Here is a 17,435-nt window from a genome sequence, read left to right as displayed (position 1 = left end):
TGCGCCGGGCGGGCCCGCACCGTCACCCGGCCGGGTGACGGTGCGGGCCGTTTCGTCCGGTCACTGCGGCCAGACGAGGAACGGGTCGTTGTCCAGCACCCGGTTGGACTTGTAGAACCCGCCCAGCAGCGCTCCCGCGCCGGAGTTGTCGCGGGCGGGCAGCATGCACGACGACCAGCCGGTCGGGCCGGTCACGCCGGTGGGGACGTTCCACGCGGCGTCCATCTCGCACCATTCGCCGACCCCCGGCACGTTCTGCGTCGGAGGCGCGAACGACCTGGCGGTGCCCGGGGCGGGTGCGGTACTGGCGCCCTCGTAGGTGGAGCGCATCGGGTACTCGTCGCACGACTTGCCCGCGGGCCGCACCCATGTCGGCGCCGGTGGGCAGGCGGTGTCGCCGTTCTGGCGCTTCTTGGCCGAGTCCTGCAGCCGGTGCAGCACCGGACCGTTGGGGTAGGCGCCCGGCAGCCCGGACTTCTGCGCGGCCTCCACGTGGTAGGCGACCGTCGGGTACAGGCCGTTCTTCAGCACGATCCACGTGGGGACGTAGGACGGCACCACGCAGCCGTTGCCGATCACGCCGGCGGACTGGGACGAGGCCGGGTCGCCGAGGTCGTTGCCGTCGGTGGAGAAGGCGTTGTCGCAGCGGATGCGCGGGGGATCGGGCTGGTTCCGGGTGGTGGAGGGCAGGAAGAAGACCAGGTGCACGAACCAGTGCCAGGTCGGGGTGGCGTATCCGATCCCGCCGGTCTCGGTGCGGGTGTTGTCGTAGAACGCCTGGCCGTCGTTGTTGACGTCGCGGGCGAACCGGCCGGGCCTCAGGCCGCTGTCGGAGTTCTGCTTGCAGTCACCGGAGCAGGTCGACCAGCCGTAGATGTTCGAGAAGAAGTCGGTGCTCCCGGCGCGCTCGCCCCAGTACTTCACCACGCGGATCTGCGAGGCGAAGGTGTCGATGTCGGAGCTGGTGTAGTTGTAGGAGAACTCCAGCGCCTTGGCGGTGCCGACGTGGACGCGGCGGCCGTTGGTCTCCGCGAAGTACAGGACGGTGATGTCGGCGATCTGGCATTCGGCGGTGCGGAGCACCCACCAGCCGTCGAAGGCGTGGTCGTGGCACCAGTCCGGGAGCGGGATGTTGTCGGCGAGCTTCGCCCTGGCGTCCTTGTCGCCCTTGCGGGCGGCCTGGGCGGTCTTCAGCCGGGTGCGCAGCGTCTCCTCGTCGGGCGCGCCCGCCCGCCCGCGCTGCGCGGCCAGGGCGGCGGCGCGCGCGTCGGCACTTTCCCTGGAGGCGTTGGGGACGTTCGTCTGCACGCAGGAGATGACCTTCTTGCCCCGGAGCTCCCGGGGCGTGCGCGGGTCGGTGACCGGCTTGGCCTTCGCGGACCTGGCGTCCAGCGAGGACGGCGCGCAGTCGGCGGTGTCGGTGACGCGCTGGCCGGCCGCCCGGGTCGGCGGCGGCTTGGGGGCGTCGGCGGTCGCCGCCGGGGCCGCGGTCGCCGCGCCGGCCGCCGGGACGACGGCGGTCAGGCCGCCGGTGAGGATGAGCGCTGAGGCCGCGACCAGGATCGCCGGTCGGCGGCGCTTGGCGGGTGTTCGTCGTGTCTGCTCGTTCACGCTTTCCCCTTGGATCCCCGTGTCAGGGGACGGGTCGAGAGCATGCGAGAAACGGCGGGCGTGGGAGCGTTCGGGCCCGTGAATGCCGAAATTCTCGCCCGGTGAACGAGATCATGTCCGCGCCGGGAAGGAATGCCAAGGCCCCCGATCTCCGCTGGCCACAGTAGGTCTACACCACACTCCTCGGCCTTTTTGCAAGCTCAGTTCTGAGCTGCGGCGACGAGATGAATCAATTTCGTGGCGCCGGTCTCCGGGAATGGGATGTCACAAAATAAGGAGTGACGGGAATTCGCATCACCGATCACGACGCGTGCGCGGAGGCCGGCGTTCAGGGACGCGGCGCGGCGCCGTACAGGAGGCTGTCGACGACGCGGACGGCGAGGGTGTCCGGGTCGGTGTCGCCGGTGTCGCCGTGCAGGGCCTCCCCGATGAGGGCGTAGTAGACCCGGCGCACCCAGTCGAGGTCGGCCGCCGCGTCGATGAGCCCGTCCCGCCGGGCGCGGGTGAACAGCGCCAGGCAGCGGTCGGCGATGTCCCGGTGCAGGACGTCGGCCGGGCCGCCGGGCGCCGCCGGGAGCCCGAGGGCGAAGCCCCAGGCGCTCTTGACCTGCAACACGTTGGCCGTGATCCGGTGCAGGGCGACCAGCGGCGGGGCGGTGTCGGGCCGCCCGTCCTCCACCGCCTGGGCGAGCCGCCGGGCCGCGGAGGCCGCCAGCTCCTCGACCAGCGCCTGCCTGCTGGCGAAGCGCCGGTGGATGGTGGTGCGGGCCACTCCGGCGGCCGCCGCGATCTGCTCCATGGAGGCGTTGGGGTCCTCGGCGAGCAGGGCCTCGGCCGCCTCCAGGATGGCGCGCACGCTGCGCTCCGCGTCAGCTCTCAACGTTCGTCCCCTGTCCGTTCCACGGCGCCCCCACGCGAGCGGCCCGGCCAGACGATACACCAAGGTGCCAGCAATCCACTTATCTGCATCATCACTGTTGCAGTTAGCCCAGAAACGTGTACTGTCTCGAATCAGTTGCCAGCGAGACGAAGGAGCACCACCATGCAGACCACCGCCCTTGTGACCGGCGCCTCCTCCGGGCTCGGCGAGGAGTTCGCCACCCAGCTCGCGGCCCGCGGGAACGACCTCGTCCTGCTCGCGCGGTCCGGCGACAGGCTCGTCGCCCTCGCCGAACGCCTCTCGGCCGAGCACGGCGTCCGCGCCCACGTCCTGGTCCAGGACCTCTCCGAACCCGACGCGGGACGCCGGGTCGGCGCGGAGCTGGCCCGCCGCGGCCTGCACGTCGACCTGCTGGTCAACAACGCCGGGTTCGGCACCTGCGGCCGCTTCGAGGACATCCCCGGGGAGCGGGACCACGACCAGCTCATGGTCAACGTCGTCGCGCTCGTCGACCTCACCCACGAACTGCTGCCCGGCATGCTCCGGCGCGGCGGCGGCTCGATCGTCAACGTCGCCTCCACCGCCGCCTTCCAGCCCGCCCCGTACTTCGCCGTCTACGCGTCCACCAAGACCTTCGTGCTCAACTTCGGCCTCGCGCTGCGCCAGGAGTACCGGAAACGCGGCATCCGGGTGCTGACCCTGTGCCCCGGCCCCGTCGAGACCGGCTTCTTCGACACCATCGGCACCCGCAAGGCCGCGGTCACCGGCTCCATGACGGCCCCGCGCCCGGTGGTGAGCGCCGCGCTGCGCGCCCTCGACCGCGACCGCGCCTACGTCACCCCCGGCCTCGGCAACGCCCTGGGCGCTCACCTGACGCCGCGCCGCCCCCGCACCCTGGTCGCCGCCATCGCCGAACGCGTCACCCGCAAGGTCCTCGACGCCCCGGCCGGCCCCCCGAAGACCGCGGAGCAGGCCGGGTGAACGCCCCGTCCCGGCCACTCCCCTCCCCTGGCTACGCTGGGCGCAGCACGCCCGAAGGAGGTCCATGAGCGGCCGGAACCCCGCCCCCAAACGCGGCTACGGCGGCCGCTCCGCCGAGGAGCGGCGGGCCGAACGGCGCGACCGCCTCATGCGGGCCGGCCTGGAGCTGTTCGGCACCCGCGGGTACGCCGCCACCTCCATCGAACGCCTCTGCACCACCGCCGGGGTCTCCACCCGCAACTTCTACGAGGAGTTCGGCGGCCGCGAGGAACTGCTGCTCGCCCTGTTCCGGCGGCTCAACGAACGCTCCCTCGCCGCCGTCGCCGAGGCGTACGCCGCCGCGTCCGACGCCGACCTCCCCGAACGCGTGGAACGCGCCGTGCGCGCGTTCGTGACCACCCACGCGGGCGACCCCCGCTGGGCCCGGCTCGGGTTCGTGGAGGTCATCGGGGTCAGCCCCGACCTGGAGCGGCGCCGGCTGGAGCTGCGCGAACGCTGGGCGCAGACCATCCTCTCCCTGATCGACCAGGCCGTGGCCCGCGACGAGGCCCCCGACCGCGACTACCGGCTGACGGCCATCGCCCTGATCGGCGCGGTCAACAACCTCGTCCACCACTGGTCGGCGCGCGGCCAGGACATCCCCCTGGACGCGATCACCGCCGAGCTGACCCACCTGATCCTGTCCTCGGTGACCCGCTGACGCGAACGCCGCAGAACGCGGACGCCCGCCGCGGGCGTCCGCGGCGGGCGTCGGTCGTGCCGGGTCAGATGATGGGCGGGCGGCCCGTCAGCGTCATGCGCCAGGCGGTCCGCCACGAGATCGGGCGGCGCCGCCCGGCGGGCTTGCGCCACCCCTCGGCGAACCCCTTGAACCACGGCCGCAGCGCGCTCATCCCGCGCTCCCGCAGCAGGGTCATCGCGACCCACACCGCCAGGTACGCGAACGCCAGCGGCCACGGCAGGTTGCGGCGGGCCAGCCACACGCGGTTGCGGGCGTTGTAGCGGTAGAACATCTCGTGCCGCGTCGGCAGCACCGCCGGGTGGAACATCACCGCCGCGGCGTCGTACACGATCCGGTAGCCCGCGTCGAGGACCTGCCAGGCGAGGTCCGTCTCTTCGTGCGCGTAGAAGAAGTCCTCGGGCAGGCCGCCGCCCGCGTCCCAGGCGGCGCGCCGCACCGCGCACGCCCCGCCCAGGAACGTCGTCACCTCCGAGGACCGCTCCGGGTCCCCCGCGCGCAGGCGCGGCACGTGCCGGCGCTCGCCCCGGCCGCCCTCGGGGTCACGGACGCGGAACGAGATGATCCCGAGGTCCGGCTCGGCCGTGAACCGGTCCCGGACGTGCGCGCCGAGCCGCGTCGAGCGGTACCAGCCGTCGTCGTCCAGGAACAGGATCACCTCGCCCGACGACGCCTCCACGCCCCGGTTGCGGCCGGCCGGGATCCCGACGTTCTTCGGCAGCGCGACCGTCCGGACGCGCGGGTCGTCGAACGGGTCCTTCTCCGCCTGGTCGCCCACCGGGTCGACGCCGTTGCCGACCAGGACGACCTCGACGTCCACATGCTCCTGGTCCAGGGCGCTGCGCACCGCGCGGGCCAGTTCCTCGGGCCGGTTCCCCATCGTCAGGACGATGACGGAAAGCGAAACACCCCCGCCTGCGCGGGGACGAAAAGGCTCGTTCTGCGGCTGCGCAGCGCCTTCGTCCAGGGTAGAGCTCACTTAAGTCTCCGGGAGGCGAGAATGCTGATCAGGTGCAGCAGGGTCTGGAGGACCGCGACGGCCGCGACGGCGACGGTCAGCACCCGCAGCGCCACGGGGGTCCGGGCGTCGATCAGCAGATCGACCGCCGCCGCCGCCGCGATCAGCAGCGACAGCTCGACCGCGCCGATGATGCGGTGGAAGCGCAGCATGGAGGCCGCCTGCCGGGCCAGCGCGATCCGGGTGGAGCGCGGGCGCAGCGCGCGGTCGCCGCCGGCCGGGTCGGCGGGCAGGCCCGACTTGGCGCGGGCCACCACCACGTTGTCGGTCTCGGCCTTGATCAGCGCCGCGCCGATCGCGGCGACCATGCCGAGCTCGACGTAGCCGCCGCTGGTCCAGGCGCCCTGCGCGGCGAAGCCCAGGCCGATCAGCAGCGCGATCTCCGACAGGTAGTGGCCGATGCGGTCCAGGAACACCCCGGCCACCGACGTCTGCCGCAGGTAGCGGGCGACCTCGCCGTCCACGCAGTCCAGCAGCAGGTACACCTGGATGAGCAGCGCGCCGCCCAGCGCCGTCCACAGCCCGCCCGTGCCGGGCCCGGACGGCAGCGACACCACCACGCCCGCCAGCACCCCGCTGATCATCATCAGGTAGGTGAGCTGGTTGGGGCTGAAGCCCATCCGCAGCGCCACCCAGGAGAAGAGCGGCGACAGGTCGCGCATGTACAGGCGACCGGCCCAGTGCTCCTCGTTGCGCCGCTCCTTCAGGCCGGGCGGCTGCCCGTACCGGCGCACGTCGGCGACCTTCGCGTGCTTGCGCGAGGGCCGCAGGTCGTCACCGGCCCGGATGCCGCCGCCGGGGGGAGGTCCGTCGGCCGGGGGGACGGCCTCCGGCGCGGTCCGCTCAGTCTCCATAGGCCCGGACATACTCCTCCACCGCCTCGCGGGTCGCGTCCTTGTCGAGCCCGAGATGCTCCAAAATCGTATAGCGGCCCGGCCGGGTGTTCGGCGCGTACAGGACCGCCTCGGTGAACTGTTCCACGCTCAACCCCACATCGGAGGGGAAACGCGGCAGTCCGTGACGCTCCAGGCAGGTCAGGATCTCGGTGAGCCGTTCGGCGCCGGACCCCAGGTGCGTGGAGCGCAGGTGATAGCAGAACGCCGCGCCGATGCCCGCGAGTTCCCCGTGGTTGGCGGTCCCGGGGAACAGCTGGTCGATCGCGTGCAGGATCTCGTGGTCGCCGCCGGACGCCGGCCGCGAGTCCCCCGCGAACGACATCGCCATGCCCGACAGCACCAGCCCCTCGGCCAGCACGGTCAGGAACCGGTCGGACTCGATCGACTCGGGCTGGTGCAGCAGCGCCTCGGCGGCGGTGCGCGCGACGGTCAGCGCCATGCGGTCGACGCGCTCGCCGCACTCCTCGGCCGCCAGCAGCCAGTCGTCGACGGCGGAGAAGTTGCTGACCACGTCGCCGATCCCGGCGCGCACCAGGCGGTCGGGGGCGGCCCGCACGTAGTCCAGGTCCACCACCATCGCCAGCGGCATGACCACGCCGAACGACCCCTTGCCCTTCTCGTGGGTCAGGGAGGCGACCGGCGAGCAGATGCCGTCGTGGGAGAGGTTGGTGGCGACCGACACCATCGGGATGCCCGACAGGGTGGCGGCGTACTTGGTGGCGTCGATGGTGCGGCCGCCGCCGATGCCGACGACCGCCTCGTAGGAGCCGGCGCGCAGCCTGGTGCCCAGGCTCACGGCCGCGTCCACGGTGCCGCCGTCGACGTGGAACACCTCGCACTGGCTCAGCGACGGCCGGACGTGCTCGGCGATCTGGTCGCCCTGGCCGGGTCCGACGGCGATGGCCACCCGCCCCTCGGTGGCGATGCGCCGGTCGGCGAGAAGGTCGCCCAGGCCCGCGATGGCGCCGCGGCGGACGTCGATGGACAGCGGTGCGTTCAGCATCCGCGACAGCAGGGGCATGTGCCTTCCTCGGTCGGGTCGATGGTCGGCGGAGCAGACGGACGGGCCGCCGCACGGAGGCCCGGGGGATGCTCCATGCGACGGCCGCGAACGTCCGCTAGTAGCTCTTGGCGATCTCGCGGGCCTTGTTCAGGTCGTCGTGGTTGTCCACCTCGACCCAGGCCACCTCGCCGATCGGCGCGACGGAGATCGCGAAGCCGCGGTTGACGAGCTCCTGGTAGCCGTCCTCGTAGTACTGGTCGGGGTCGGCCTCCCAGGTCGCCTTCAGGGCGTCGGCGAGGGCCTCGGCGGCGGCGGGCTCCAGCAGCGTGGCGCCGATGTACTCGCCGGCGGCGTCGGCCGGGTCCATCAGCTTGGTGATCTTCGACAGGTGGCCCTCGCCGTCGAGGATGACCTTCATCTCCTCGTCGGCCAGCTTCTTCACGTCGTCGACCGCGAGCAGGATGTCGGACTTGCCGCGGCCGGCGAGCAGGGTCTTCTCGACGCTCACCGGGTGCACGGTGTCGCCGTTCACCATCAGGACGCCCTTGGCGAAGTGCTCGCGGGCCAGCCACATGGAGTAGGCGTTGTTCCACTCCTCGGCCTTGTCGTTGTGCACGAGGGTGATGGAGACGCCGTACCTCTCCTCCAGGGCGGCCTTGCGCTCCTCGACCGCGCCCGCGCAGTACCCGACGACGATGACCACGTCGGTCAGGCCGACCTCGGCGAGGTTGCCCAGCGCGATGTCCAGGATGGTCGTGTCCCCATCGACCGGTACCAGGGCCTTGGGCAGTGTGTCGGTGTAGGGGCGCAGTCGCCGCCCGGCTCCCGCCGCGAGCACCATCCCGATCATGTGTTCTCTTCCTCCAGATCGACCATCACGCCGCTGCCGCGACCGGTACGCGCCCATGACACGGCGCTCTCACCCGCGAACAACACGCCAAGGTAAGCGGCAAGTGAAGCGTACGCGAACGGGAGGAGTCCGGAGAGCCCGAGAAAGGCTACAAGGAGCATCCGGCCCTCCCAGCCGAGTCCGGCGCGGAAGAGCCACTCCGGCGCGCGGAGCCCCTGGCGGGTGCGGTACACCGTGTCGTAATGGTGGAACGCCAGAACGGCGAGCAGCACGAAGACCAGCGGCGCCGACACGTTCTGCGCGAACCCCAATACAGCGAGGTAACCATACTCGATCGCGCGGATTCCGGGCGGGACGAGCCAGTCCAGCCGGCCGCGGTGCGGGTGGGTCGCGGCGGGCCCGGTCAGCAGCAGCGCCGCCACCGGCGCGAACAGCGCGGGCGTCTGCTGCTCCCCCACCCCGGTGACCAGCAGCAACGTGGTGACGGCCAGCGCGACGAGCATGCCGGGCAGCGGCGGGAGCTGGCCCCGCGCGAGGCCGCCCAGGACCAGGCAGAGCGGCCCGTCGTCGCGGTAGCGGCGCAGCGGGGCGGGGTCCGCGGGGGCGGGAAGGGCGGGCGCGGTCATCGGGAGATCGTCCTCAGCACTCGTCCGGTCAGGGTGTAGGCGGCGGCGAGCCCGCCCCACAGCAGCAGGGCCGTGAACGTCCACCGGGCGTCGCCGACGGCGGCGGTCACCGCGACCAGCGCGAACCGCTCCCCGATCGGCAGGGTGACCGTCTTCTTGGCCCAGTGCAGCGCCCGGACCCGGGAGGTCCGCGCCGACAGCCGGGCCACGCCGCCCGGCTCCGGGCCGGGGTCGCGCGCGTCGTCGCGGACGGTGAGCGGGATCACCCGCGGCGGGTCCGCCGGGCTCTCCGCGCGCGCGCCGAACGAGAAGTCGATCATGTGGCGGACGGTCTGGAGCGCCATCGCGGCCACCGCCAGCGGCCACACGTCGCCCGCGTGGACCGGGTCGCCGACCGCCGCGACGCCCGCGCCGACCGCCAGCCCGGCGTACACGGCGTACTCCTTGGCCCGGTCGAAGACCGCGTCCAGCCACGCGCCGAGCGGGCTGAACCGCCGCGTGTAGCGGGCGAGCTGGCCGTCCACGCAGTCCAGCACGAACGACAGGTGGAACAGGGCGGACCCGATGACCATCCCGGTGCGGGTCCCGTCGGCGAACCACACCGCCGCCAGCACCGCCAGGCCCATGGACATGCAGGTGACGGTGTTGGGGGTGAGCCCCCGCCGGGCGGCCAGGCGCACCAGGAACGGCGAGTAGCCGCTGACCGCGTAGGTCGCGAAGAACCCGTCGTCGCCCTTGACCGCCGCGCGCAGCCGCACCCGGTCCTCGTCCACCGCGGTGACGGCCGCGTGCGCGGCGTGGGCGGCGTGCTGGTCGTCGGCGCGCACGCACGCCAGCCGAGGGTCGGAGCGGTCGGCGACCGGGACGCCGGAGCGGACCAGTCCGACGAGCAGCAGCTCGACGGCCTCGGCCTCGCGCGCGGCGCCCGGCAGGAGGGGCATCGCGCTGGGGACCTCCAGCAGGATCGCCAGCCTCTCGGCGATCTCCGCCAGCTCCTCCAGCCGGGTACGGCCGACGCGCAGCACACCGGGGAAGGCGGCGTTGGGACCGCTGACCCGATGCCGGGACGACCCGGCCGAGACGACCCGCCCCCGCTCGACCCGCACGACCGCGGTGCCGTGACCATCCGACCGCACCGCCCCGGACCCGTCGGCCTCGGGGCCGGGCGCGATGGGCGCGTGACCAGATACGGCGGACGCGGAAGCAGGCGCAGCGGACGCGGAAGCAGGCGCAGCGGCCTCAGCCCCGGACGCGGCGGCCTCGGGACCGGGCACGGCTGCCTCGGGGCCAGGCACGGCGGTCGCGGGACCGGACGCGGCGGTCGCGGGGCCGGGCACGGCGGTCGCGGGGCCGGGCACGGCGGTCGCGGGACTGGCCGTGCTGGGCGCGGAAGCAGGTGTAGCGGGACCAGGCGTGGCGGGACCGGGTATGGCGGGTCCGGCAGGGGGCGTGGTGGGCTCGGGCGTGGGCTCGGCGGGCTCGGGGGCGGGCGTGCGGGGTTCAGTGGGTTCGGTGGGAGTGGGGGGCGGGATGACGCGGGCCGATGGACGGTCGTTCGGCGGGTCCGTGGCGGGTTCGCCGGTCGGGGGCCCGGGTGGCTCCAGGGGGACGGTGATGGCCGCCGCCGGGTCCTTCTCGTCGTGGATCAGCCGGGTCAGCAGTTCGGTGCTGATCGCCAGGTCGCCCGGGAGCAGGAGCAGGGGCGCGCCGGTGCCGCGCCGGGCCAGGCGGGCGATCTCGGTGAGGTCGGCGGCGGGGTCGGCGCACTCGGTCACGTCGTGGCCGTCCTTGCGCAGCAGCGGCGCGAACTCCGGCCGGGTGAGGACCTGCGGGTCCGGTACGTTGAGCCCGGCGAGCTGCTCCCGCAGCCGGGCCAGCAGGGTGGGGGCCTCCGGGCCGCTCCCCCAGGGCAGCGCGGCCGCGGGCCGGGGATCCCCGGGCCCCGCGGCCCGTCCGGTCGCGATGATCACCGCTACGGTCATCGGCGCCTCCGCCGGGTCGGGACTGGGAACGGGCGATTGCACAGCGTAGCGGCTCGACGACTCGACGCATTCGATGTGACGGATCTCCGGGCATGGAGCCCCGGGGACGAGGGAAGTGGGAAGCAGATGCGGACGGTTGCGGTGGTGCTGGCGGGCGGCGTCGGGCAGCGGATGGGCGCGGCCACGCCCAAGCAGCTCATCGAGGTCGGCGGCCGGCCCATCCTGGCGCTGTCGATCGAGGCGTTCGACCGGCATCCGGACGTGGACGAGGTGCTGGTGGTGATGGCGGCCGGGCACCTGCCGACCGCCGCCGCGATCGCCGAGCCGTTCGGCAAGGCGTCCCGGGTGATCGAGGGCGGCGACACCCGCACCGCCTCCACGGCCGCCGCCCTGCGGGCCCTGGCCGACCATCCCGGGGACACGCGGGTGCTGTTCCACGACGCGGCGCGGCCGTTCGTGGACCGCGCGACCATCGACCGGGTGCTGGCGGCCCTGGAGACCGAGGCGGCCGTGGCCGTCGGGGTGCCGTCCTCCGACACGATCGTGGAGGTCGCCGGCGGCGTGGTCGCCGCGATGCCGCCGCGCGAGACGCTGCTGCGCTTCCAGACCCCGCAGGGCTTCCGCCTGGACACCGTCCGCAAGGCCTACGAGCTGGCCCTCGCCGACCCCGGCCTGCGCGCCACCGACGACTGCGGCATCGTGCACCGCTATCTTCCGGACGTGCCCGTCCGGGTGGTGGCGGGCAGCGAACGCAATCTCAAGGTCACCCACCCGCTGGACATCGTGATCGCCGAACACCTCGCCACCGAGAACCCCCCGGAGGCCCAGTGATCTTCAACACCCCGCCCGCCGTCGTCGGCCACCGCGGCTCCGGCTCCGGAGACGTCACGACCCCCGACGGCGCGACCGTCGCCGAGAACACGCTCCCGTCGATCCTCGCCGCGCTGGAGGCGGGCGCGGACTGGGTCGAGATCGACGTGACCCGCACCGCCGACGACGACCTGGTGCTGCGGCACGACCCGACCGGCGCCGACGGCGGCTTCCTGGTCGAGGCGACCGCCGCCGCCAGCGGGCTGCCCCGGCTGGTGGAGGTGTTCGACGCGCTGCCGCCGGGCGTCCCGGTGGACGTGGACGTCAAGACGGTGCTGGAGGACGCGGTGGACGCCCCGGCGCGGCGGACCGGGGCGCTGCTGGCCCCGGTGCTGCGGCGGGAGGCGGCGCGGCGGCCGCTGCTGGTGACGTCGTTCGACCCGTCGCTGCTGACGTTCCTGCGCGAGGAGGTCCCCGAGGTCCCGGTGGGGCTGCTGACGTGGCTGCGGTTCCCGCTGTGGCACGGCGTGCCCGCGGCGGCGGGGCTGGGGTTCCAGGCGGTCGGCGTGCACACGGCCTCGTGCGGCTTCGAGCACCCCGACACCCGGCTGCGTCCGCTGGACCACGTGGTGGACGTGGCGCACAAGGCGGACCTGGAGGTCCTGGTCTGGTGCCCGAAGCCGGAGGCCGCCGTGGACTACGCCAAGGCGGGTGTGGACGCGCTGGTCGTCAACGACGTTCCCGGCGCGGTGGCGGCGCTGACGGGCTGACCGTCAACGACCGCCGTAGATCCGCGTCCACTCGCCGGGTCCCTCGTCGTCATCGTCGTCGTGGCGGGCCGCCCGGTGCGGCGGGTGCGGCGGCGTGTCCTGCCCGGGTCCGGACCGCGGCGGCCCGGCGGGCGGCGGGCCGAACGGCATGGCCGGGCGCTCGGGCCGGTCCGGGCGTCCGGGGTCGGCGAGCGGCGGAACCGCGCCCTGCGAGGCCATGGCGGCGTGCGGGGGCACGGCGGGCGGTGGGCCCGTCCGGCCGCTCCGCCACCGCGACGGCGGGAACGAGGCGACCAGCAGCGCCACCCCGAGCAGCGTCCCGACGCCCTGGGGTTCGAGCAGCAGGTAGCCCCGGTTCAGGGGTCCGGGGAGCAGGTCGCCGAAGATGTCGAGCATGATGGTGGGCGACAGAAGCCACGCCAGCCCGTGCAGGCTGAACGCCGCCCCCGGGATCAGCGAGGCCAGCGGCGACAGCCGCGACCCCGCCAGCAGCCCCACCAGCGCCGCCGCCGCGACCAGCAGCGCCAGCCCGGCGGTGCGTTCGAGGCTCATCAGCTCGAACGTCCGGGCGTACCGGACGGCCCGCTCCAGGCCGAGCATCAGCGTGCCCGCCAGCACCGGCGTCGCGATCAGACCGACGACGGCGCCCAGGCCGTGCCGCGCACCGTTGGACATGCCACCTCCTCAGGGAGCGACGGCGGGAGCCGCCGGCCCCTCTCTGAGACGTGAGGAGGCGCGTCCTGGTTCGGATCAGCTCACCGCTTGTCGGGCTTCTGCTGGCCGAGCCCGGGCGGGCTGGTCAGGAAGCCCACGCCCCACGACAGGTGGATCGTGGCGAACACCAGCGGCAGCCGCACCCACGCGCCCGGCGGCAGGCCCCGGCCCTCCACGGCCGCGCCGAGGACGATCGCGGCGGCGTACCCGCCGGGCAGGATCCAGCCGGGCCAGAAGCCGAACGCTCCCGCGACCGTGCCGGCCGCCATCGCCACCACCGCCATCGGCGGGGCCAGGTAGCGCAGGTTCAGCGTGCCCTGGTGCTCGCGGCCGACCACGCGCCGCCAGCGCCCGGTGTGGAACTGCTGCTTGGCCAGCGCCTTCAGGTTGGGGCGGGGCCGGTAGGCGACCCGCATCCGGGGGGTGAAGTACACCTTGCCGCCGGTCTGGCGGATGCGGTGGTTCATCTCCCAGTCCTGGGCGCGGGTGAACGTCTCGTCGTAGCCGCCGACGCGTTCCAGGGCGCTGCGCCGGAACGTGCCGAGGTAGACCGTCTCGACCTCGCCCGCCTCGCCGCCGGTGTGGAACCGCGCGCCGCCCAGCCCCAGCGGGGAGGTCATGGCGCGGGCCACGGCCTTCTCGAACGAGGTGGTGCCCTCGGCGGCCATGATCCCGCCGACGTTGTCCGCGCCGGTCTCCTCCATCGTCTCGACGGCGGCGCGCACGTAGTCGTCGGGCAGCAGCGAGTGCCCGTCCACCCGGACGATGATCGAGTACAGCGACGCCTTGATCGCGATGTTGAGGCCGTTCGGGGTGCGGCCGGTGGGGTTGGCCACCACCTTGATCCGCTGGTCCTCGGCCGCGAGCTTGCGGGCGATCTCCTCGGTGCGGTCCCGCGACGGGCCGATCGCCAGCACCAGTTCCAGCTCGCCGGGATAGTCCTGGTCGAGGATGCGGCGGACGGCGTCGGCCAGATGGCGTTGCTCGTTCAGCACCGGCATGATCACCGAAACGGCGGGCCAGGTGCGGGCGCCGACGGCGGCCTGCGGGGCGCCGGTGGGGGCGCCGTGCGCGTGGGGAGACGGATTCATTCAGGTCCCTCGGGCCGGTCCCGGCCGGGCGTGCCGGGAGAAGGCCACGTTCCTTCCTTGCTCGCTCGCCTGTGACAGGACCCGGGTACGGGGGACACCGGGATGAAGGTCACAACGGCGCCACGTTACCAGCATCCCGCGCGCTCTCCCCTCGGTTCCCGCAGGGGGCTCTCCGCCAATGCGGCGACACGGACACCGGGTAACGAACGTCCCGGTGTCCGTCACTTTAGAGTGGGGACGACTCGCGTCGGACGACGCCGGGGGCGAGCTGCGGGAGGCGACGGCGACGATGGCAGACGGGCACGACGGCGACCCGCTGGAGCGGTACTTCAAGCCGCGTCCGGGCAGCGGTGACGCCGCCGCCGAGGGCGGTGCGTCCGACGGTGACGGGCCGGTCGAGGGCGTGACCGTCGACGGCGTTCCCGCGCCGCGGGTGCCGGTGGAGACGCGGCGCGGCCCGCGGCGGCCGGAGCCGGGGCTGAGCCCGCGCGCGGTGATGAACGCCCGGCGGCAGCGCCGGTTCCTGATGGTGACCGGCGGGATGTCGGCGTTCGTGCTGCTGACCTCGGGCGGGGCGTGGGCGTTCCAGAACTACGTGTCCGACGCGCTGAAGAGCGTGTCGGTGGGCGGTCTCGGCCGGGGCGGGGACGACCCCAAGGGCGCGATGACGATCCTGGTCGCCGGGGTGGACCGGCGCGAGGGCCTCACCCGCGAGCAGCAGAAGGCGGCGCGGCTGGGCCGCGAGCCGGGCGAGCGCTCCGACACGATGCTGCTGGTCCACGTCTCCCGCAACCACGACCGGATCACCGTGGTGAACCTGCCGCGCGACTCCCACGTGACGATCCCGGCCCACAGGTCGAACGGCTCGGAGGGGCCGAAGGGGCAGCCGGTCTCGGCCCGTCCGGGCAAGCTGACCTGGGCGTACCAGTTCGGCGGGCCGACGCTGACGGTCGACACGGTCAAGCGGGCGACGGGCGTGGCGATCGACCACTACGTCGAGGTCAACTTCTACGGCTTCGTCAGCATGGTCGACGCGCTCGGCGGCGTGGACGTGTGCACCGAGCAGGCGATCGACGACCCCAAGAGCGGGCTGAAGATCCCGGCGGGCAAGTCCCATCTGGACGGGCTGAAGGCGCTCAGCTTCGCGCGCGCCCGCTACACGCTGACCGGCGGCAGCGACCTGGGGCGGATCGACCGGCAGCAGCAGTTCATGGCGTCGATGATGAAGCAGGCGCTGTCCTCCCGGACGCTCAGCGACCCGGTGAAGTCGGCGCGGTTCCTGGACGCGGCCGTGAAGTCGCTGCGCGTGGACGAGAAGCTGAAGAAGAACCTGCCGGGCCTGGTGAACCAGATGAAGAACCTGTCGACCGACAGCGTCACCTTCGCCAAGGTCCCGCTGGCCAACCCCGGCTACAACGCCACCCTGTGGAACTCCGCCCAGCCCCAGTCCACCGTGCTGTGGGACCAGCGGCGCGCGGGCGAGCTGTTCGGCAAGATCTCCCGGGACCAGCCGGTGACCAGGCCGCCGGCCGCGCCCAAGCCGTCGCCGACGGCCACCGAGGACCCCGACGCCCCGACGGTCGCGCCCGAGGACGTCCAGGTCCGCGTCCTCAACGCCGTCGGCACCCGGGGCCTGGCCCGCCGCGCCGCCGCCGAGCTCGGCGACGTGGGCTTCCGCACGACGGTCGTGCCGGGCGTCGCCCGCCGGGGCCAGGCCACCACGCTGATCCAGTACGGCCCGGACCGCGCCGAGTCGGCCAAGACCCTGGCCGCCGCGATCCCGGGCGCCCGGCTCAAGCAGGTCGACTCCCTGGGGACCCGCGTCCAGGTGCTGGTGGGCCAGGACTGGGACGGCGCGGAGAAGGTCAAGGTCGCCAAGAAGCGGGACCAGCCCGCGTCGCCCGCCCCCGAGGTGGAGGCCGAGACCGCCACCGGCAAGCTCTGCAAGTGACGGGACCGCGGCCGGACTGAGATCATTCCGGCCGTGATCCCCTCGAAGTTCCGACATGCGGCCGCTCCGGCCCGGTGACCCGGCCGCCGTCGGCGGCTACCCGCTGCTGGGCCGCCTCGGCGAGGGCGGCATGGGCCTGGTGTACCTGGCGCTGGCCGACGGCGGGCGGCACATCGCCCTGAAGGTGGTGCGGGACGGCCTCGACGACCCGCAGACGGCGGCCCGGTTCCGCCGCGAGGCGCGGACCGTGGCCCGCGTCCGCTCCCGGCACGCGGCGGCGATGGTGGCCGCCGGGCTGGACGCGCCGCCGTTCTGGCTGGCCACCGAGTACGTGCCCGGCCCGACGCTGCGGCAGGCGGTGGAGCGGCACGGGCCGCTGCCCGCCGGCACGTGCCTGCGGCTGCTGGCGGCGCTCGCCTCCGGCCTGGCCGACGTGCACGGGCAGGGCGTGCAGCACCGCGACGTCAAGCCCGCCAACGTGGTGCTCGCCCCCGACGGCCCCCGGCTGATCGACTTCGGGATCGCGCGCGGCGAGGACCAGACCCAGATCACCCGGACGGGCGGCTGGAACGGCACCCCCGGCTACGTCGCCCCCGAGGTGGTGCGGGAGCAGGCGTTCGGCCCGGCCGCCGACGTGTTCTCGCTGGCGGTGACGGTCGCGTACGCGGCGACGGGCCGGCCGCCGTTCGGCACGGGCCCGCTGGAGGCGGTGCTGCTGCGCACCCTGAACGGGGACCTGGACCTGTCCGGCGTGGACGGCCGCCTCGCCGCCCTGCTGGCGGAGGCGCTGGCCGGGGACCCGTCGGCCCGCCCCGCGCCCGCCCGCCTGGCCGAGAGGTGCGAGGCGCGGGGCGCGTTCACCGACGACCCCGCCTACCGGGACGCCACCTCCGCGCTGACCCTGCCGGTGCCGCCGGACGTCCCCACGGCGGTGAGGCAGGGCCTGGTCACGCCCGAGGCCGGGTCCCGGAGCCGCACGCCCGCCGTCGTGGCCGGCGCCGCCGTCGCGGCCGTCGTGCTGGGGGCGGCGCTGGGCGTCCGCCTCCTCGACTCCCCCGACCAGCGCCCCAGGGGCACGGGACCGACGGTGACGGTCTCCGCTCCGGCCAGGCCCACGTTCGGCGGAGAGATCGGCCAGCTGGAGGGCGGCAGGAAGTTCGGGACCTTCCTGACGGACAACATCAACCGCAGGGTGGCCATCGCCGCGCGCCTCGCCGAGGACGTGCGGCCCAGGGACGACCGGGGCCGCACGATCACCGCCGGCAGCCGGGGACACACCTCGGCGACGTTCACGATCTGGACGGAGTGCTTCGGGAAGCTGTCCCCGGGCGAACGGCCGACGCACGAGAAATGCACCGGCTACCAGGTGGCCATCGGCGGGGCGGGGTCCCCCTGGGACGGCATGGGCTGGGCGCACGGCGCGCTGACGTTCCAGGGCAACTTCGAGGTCAGCGGGGGCACCGTCCACCAGGGCGTCACGGTCCTCGGCCTCAAGCCCGTCCCCGCCGACTGA

16 protein-coding genes are annotated in these 17,435 nt (G+C 73.9%); 6 read left to right on the top strand and 10 right to left on the bottom strand.

Annotation, left to right across the window (positions count from 1 at the left end; all coding sequences use genetic code 11):
- Positions 1 to 60 precede the first annotated feature (60 nt).
- Both HNR61_RS30935 and HNR61_RS30930 read right to left on the bottom strand, forming a co-directional pair.
- The gene (locus HNR61_RS30935) at positions 61 to 1,611 is read right to left on the bottom strand and encodes a hypothetical protein (RefSeq protein ID WP_182846676.1); all 1,551 of its coding nucleotides are present in this window, start codon (positions 1,609 to 1,611) and stop codon (positions 61 to 63) included.
- Positions 1,612 to 1,939: 328 nt separating this feature from the next.
- Entirely contained in the window at positions 1,940 to 2,491 is a 552-nt protein-coding gene (locus HNR61_RS30930; RefSeq protein ID WP_182846675.1) for a TetR/AcrR family transcriptional regulator, read from the bottom strand.
- A gap of 162 nt (positions 2,492 to 2,653) precedes the next feature.
- Between HNR61_RS30930 and HNR61_RS30925 the strand changes: the two genes are divergently transcribed.
- Complete coding sequence (locus HNR61_RS30925) at positions 2,654 to 3,472, top strand: SDR family NAD(P)-dependent oxidoreductase (protein WP_182846674.1); 819 nt, start codon at positions 2,654 to 2,656, stop codon at positions 3,470 to 3,472.
- Positions 3,473 to 3,536: 64 nt separating this feature from the next.
- Complete coding sequence (locus HNR61_RS30920) at positions 3,537 to 4,172, top strand: TetR/AcrR family transcriptional regulator (RefSeq protein ID WP_182846673.1); 636 nt, start codon at positions 3,537 to 3,539, stop codon at positions 4,170 to 4,172.
- Between the two features lie 64 nt (positions 4,173 to 4,236).
- Here the strand turns inward: HNR61_RS30920 and HNR61_RS30915 are convergent, their stop codons facing one another.
- From HNR61_RS30915 to HNR61_RS49480, 6 genes are all read right to left on the bottom strand, one after another.
- Positions 4,237 to 5,091 (bottom strand): glycosyltransferase family 2 protein, encoded by an 855-nt coding sequence (locus HNR61_RS30915; protein ID WP_182846672.1) that lies wholly within the window; start codon positions 5,089 to 5,091, stop codon positions 4,237 to 4,239.
- A 95-nt stretch (positions 5,092 to 5,186) separates the two neighbouring features.
- The gene (locus HNR61_RS30910) at positions 5,187 to 6,083 is read right to left on the bottom strand and encodes a CDP-alcohol phosphatidyltransferase family protein (RefSeq protein ID WP_182846671.1); all 897 of its coding nucleotides are present in this window, start codon (positions 6,081 to 6,083) and stop codon (positions 5,187 to 5,189) included.
- Complete coding sequence (locus HNR61_RS30905; protein ID WP_182846798.1) at positions 6,073 to 7,128, bottom strand: iron-containing alcohol dehydrogenase family protein; 1,056 nt, start codon at positions 7,126 to 7,128, stop codon at positions 6,073 to 6,075. Before HNR61_RS30905 ends, HNR61_RS30910 begins: the two co-directional genes overlap by 11 nt.
- A 115-nt stretch (positions 7,129 to 7,243) precedes the next feature.
- Positions 7,244 to 7,978, bottom strand: coding sequence for a phosphocholine cytidylyltransferase family protein (locus tag HNR61_RS30900; protein ID WP_182846670.1), 735 nt, complete (start codon positions 7,976 to 7,978; stop codon positions 7,244 to 7,246).
- Positions 7,975 to 8,604: a DUF5941 domain-containing protein gene (locus tag HNR61_RS49485; RefSeq protein ID WP_182846669.1), complete on the bottom strand. Its 630-nt coding sequence runs from the start codon at positions 8,602 to 8,604 to the stop codon at positions 7,975 to 7,977. Before HNR61_RS49485 ends, HNR61_RS30900 begins: the two co-directional genes overlap by 4 nt.
- A complete protein-coding gene (locus HNR61_RS49480; RefSeq protein WP_182846668.1) occupies positions 8,601 to 10,586 on the bottom strand; it encodes a CDP-alcohol phosphatidyltransferase family protein in 1,986 nt (661 codons plus the stop codon). The genes HNR61_RS49485 and HNR61_RS49480 overlap by 4 nt, the downstream gene beginning before the upstream one ends.
- A gap of 126 nt (positions 10,587 to 10,712) precedes the next feature.
- On the opposite strand from HNR61_RS49480, the gene ispD reads away from it, so the two are divergent.
- Both ispD and HNR61_RS30880 read left to right on the top strand, forming a co-directional pair.
- The gene (gene ispD / locus HNR61_RS30885) at positions 10,713 to 11,417 is read left to right on the top strand and encodes a 2-C-methyl-D-erythritol 4-phosphate cytidylyltransferase (RefSeq protein ID WP_182846667.1); all 705 of its coding nucleotides are present in this window, start codon (positions 10,713 to 10,715) and stop codon (positions 11,415 to 11,417) included.
- Positions 11,414 to 12,166 carry a glycerophosphodiester phosphodiesterase gene (locus tag HNR61_RS30880; RefSeq protein WP_182846666.1) on the top strand — a complete coding sequence of 251 codons (753 nt, stop codon included), beginning with the start codon at positions 11,414 to 11,416 and terminating at the stop codon, positions 12,164 to 12,166. Before ispD ends, HNR61_RS30880 begins: the two co-directional genes overlap by 4 nt.
- Before the next feature lie 3 nt (positions 12,167 to 12,169).
- Here HNR61_RS30880 and HNR61_RS30875 read toward each other — a convergent pair whose 3' ends face one another.
- Together HNR61_RS30875 and HNR61_RS30870 are read right to left on the bottom strand one after the other, a co-directional pair.
- Positions 12,170 to 12,841, bottom strand: coding sequence for a hypothetical protein (locus HNR61_RS30875; protein WP_182846665.1), 672 nt, complete (start codon positions 12,839 to 12,841; stop codon positions 12,170 to 12,172).
- Between the two features lie 80 nt (positions 12,842 to 12,921).
- Positions 12,922 to 13,971: a glycosyltransferase family 2 protein gene (locus HNR61_RS30870; protein ID WP_182846664.1), complete on the bottom strand. Its 1,050-nt coding sequence runs from the start codon at positions 13,969 to 13,971 to the stop codon at positions 12,922 to 12,924.
- Positions 13,972 to 14,185: 214 nt separating this feature from the next.
- Here HNR61_RS30870 and HNR61_RS30865 point away from each other — a divergent pair, with 214 nt between their 5' ends.
- Together HNR61_RS30865 and HNR61_RS30860 are read left to right on the top strand one after the other, a co-directional pair.
- Positions 14,186 to 15,922, top strand: coding sequence for an LCP family protein (locus tag HNR61_RS30865; RefSeq protein WP_312898177.1), 1,737 nt, complete (start codon positions 14,186 to 14,188; stop codon positions 15,920 to 15,922).
- Between the two features lie 55 nt (positions 15,923 to 15,977).
- Positions 15,978 to 17,435 (top strand): serine/threonine-protein kinase, encoded by a 1,458-nt coding sequence (locus tag HNR61_RS30860; protein WP_182846663.1) that lies wholly within the window; start codon positions 15,978 to 15,980, stop codon positions 17,433 to 17,435.

Origin of the sequence: Actinomadura kijaniata (assembly GCF_014138665.1) — a bacterium.
GTDB lineage: Bacteria > Actinomycetota > Actinomycetes > Streptosporangiales > Streptosporangiaceae > Spirillospora > Spirillospora kijaniata.
Note: the sequence above shows the minus strand (reverse complement) of the source record. Positions and strands in the feature narration are given on the sequence as shown.

Bases quoted from the DNA above. Each gene is read 5' to 3' on its own strand.
- HNR61_RS30870 (WP_182846664.1), bottom strand. From the start codon at position 13,971: ATGAATCCGTCTCCCCACGCGCACGGCGCCCCCACCGGCGCCCCGCAG.
- HNR61_RS30875 (WP_182846665.1), bottom strand. From the start codon at position 12,841: ATGTCCAACGGTGCGCGGCACGGCCTGGGCGCCGTCGTCGGTCTGATC.
- HNR61_RS49480 (WP_182846668.1), bottom strand. From the start codon at position 10,586: ATGACCGTAGCGGTGATCATCGCGACCGGACGGGCCGCGGGGCCCGGG.
- HNR61_RS30920 (WP_182846673.1), top strand. From the start codon at position 3,537: ATGAGCGGCCGGAACCCCGCCCCCAAACGCGGCTACGGCGGCCGCTCC.
- HNR61_RS49485 (WP_182846669.1), bottom strand. From the start codon at position 8,604: ATGACCGCGCCCGCCCTTCCCGCCCCCGCGGACCCCGCCCCGCTGCGC.
- ispD (WP_182846667.1), top strand. From the start codon at position 10,713: ATGCGGACGGTTGCGGTGGTGCTGGCGGGCGGCGTCGGGCAGCGGATG.
- HNR61_RS30860 (WP_182846663.1), top strand. From the start codon at position 15,978: ATGCGGCCGCTCCGGCCCGGTGACCCGGCCGCCGTCGGCGGCTACCCG.
- HNR61_RS30910 (WP_182846671.1), bottom strand. From the start codon at position 6,083: ATGGAGACTGAGCGGACCGCGCCGGAGGCCGTCCCCCCGGCCGACGGA.
- HNR61_RS30915 (WP_182846672.1), bottom strand. From the start codon at position 5,091: ATGGGGAACCGGCCCGAGGAACTGGCCCGCGCGGTGCGCAGCGCCCTG.
- HNR61_RS30925 (WP_182846674.1), top strand. From the start codon at position 2,654: ATGCAGACCACCGCCCTTGTGACCGGCGCCTCCTCCGGGCTCGGCGAG.
- HNR61_RS30905 (WP_182846798.1), bottom strand. From the start codon at position 7,128: ATGCTGAACGCACCGCTGTCCATCGACGTCCGCCGCGGCGCCATCGCG.
- HNR61_RS30900 (WP_182846670.1), bottom strand. From the start codon at position 7,978: ATGATCGGGATGGTGCTCGCGGCGGGAGCCGGGCGGCGACTGCGCCCC.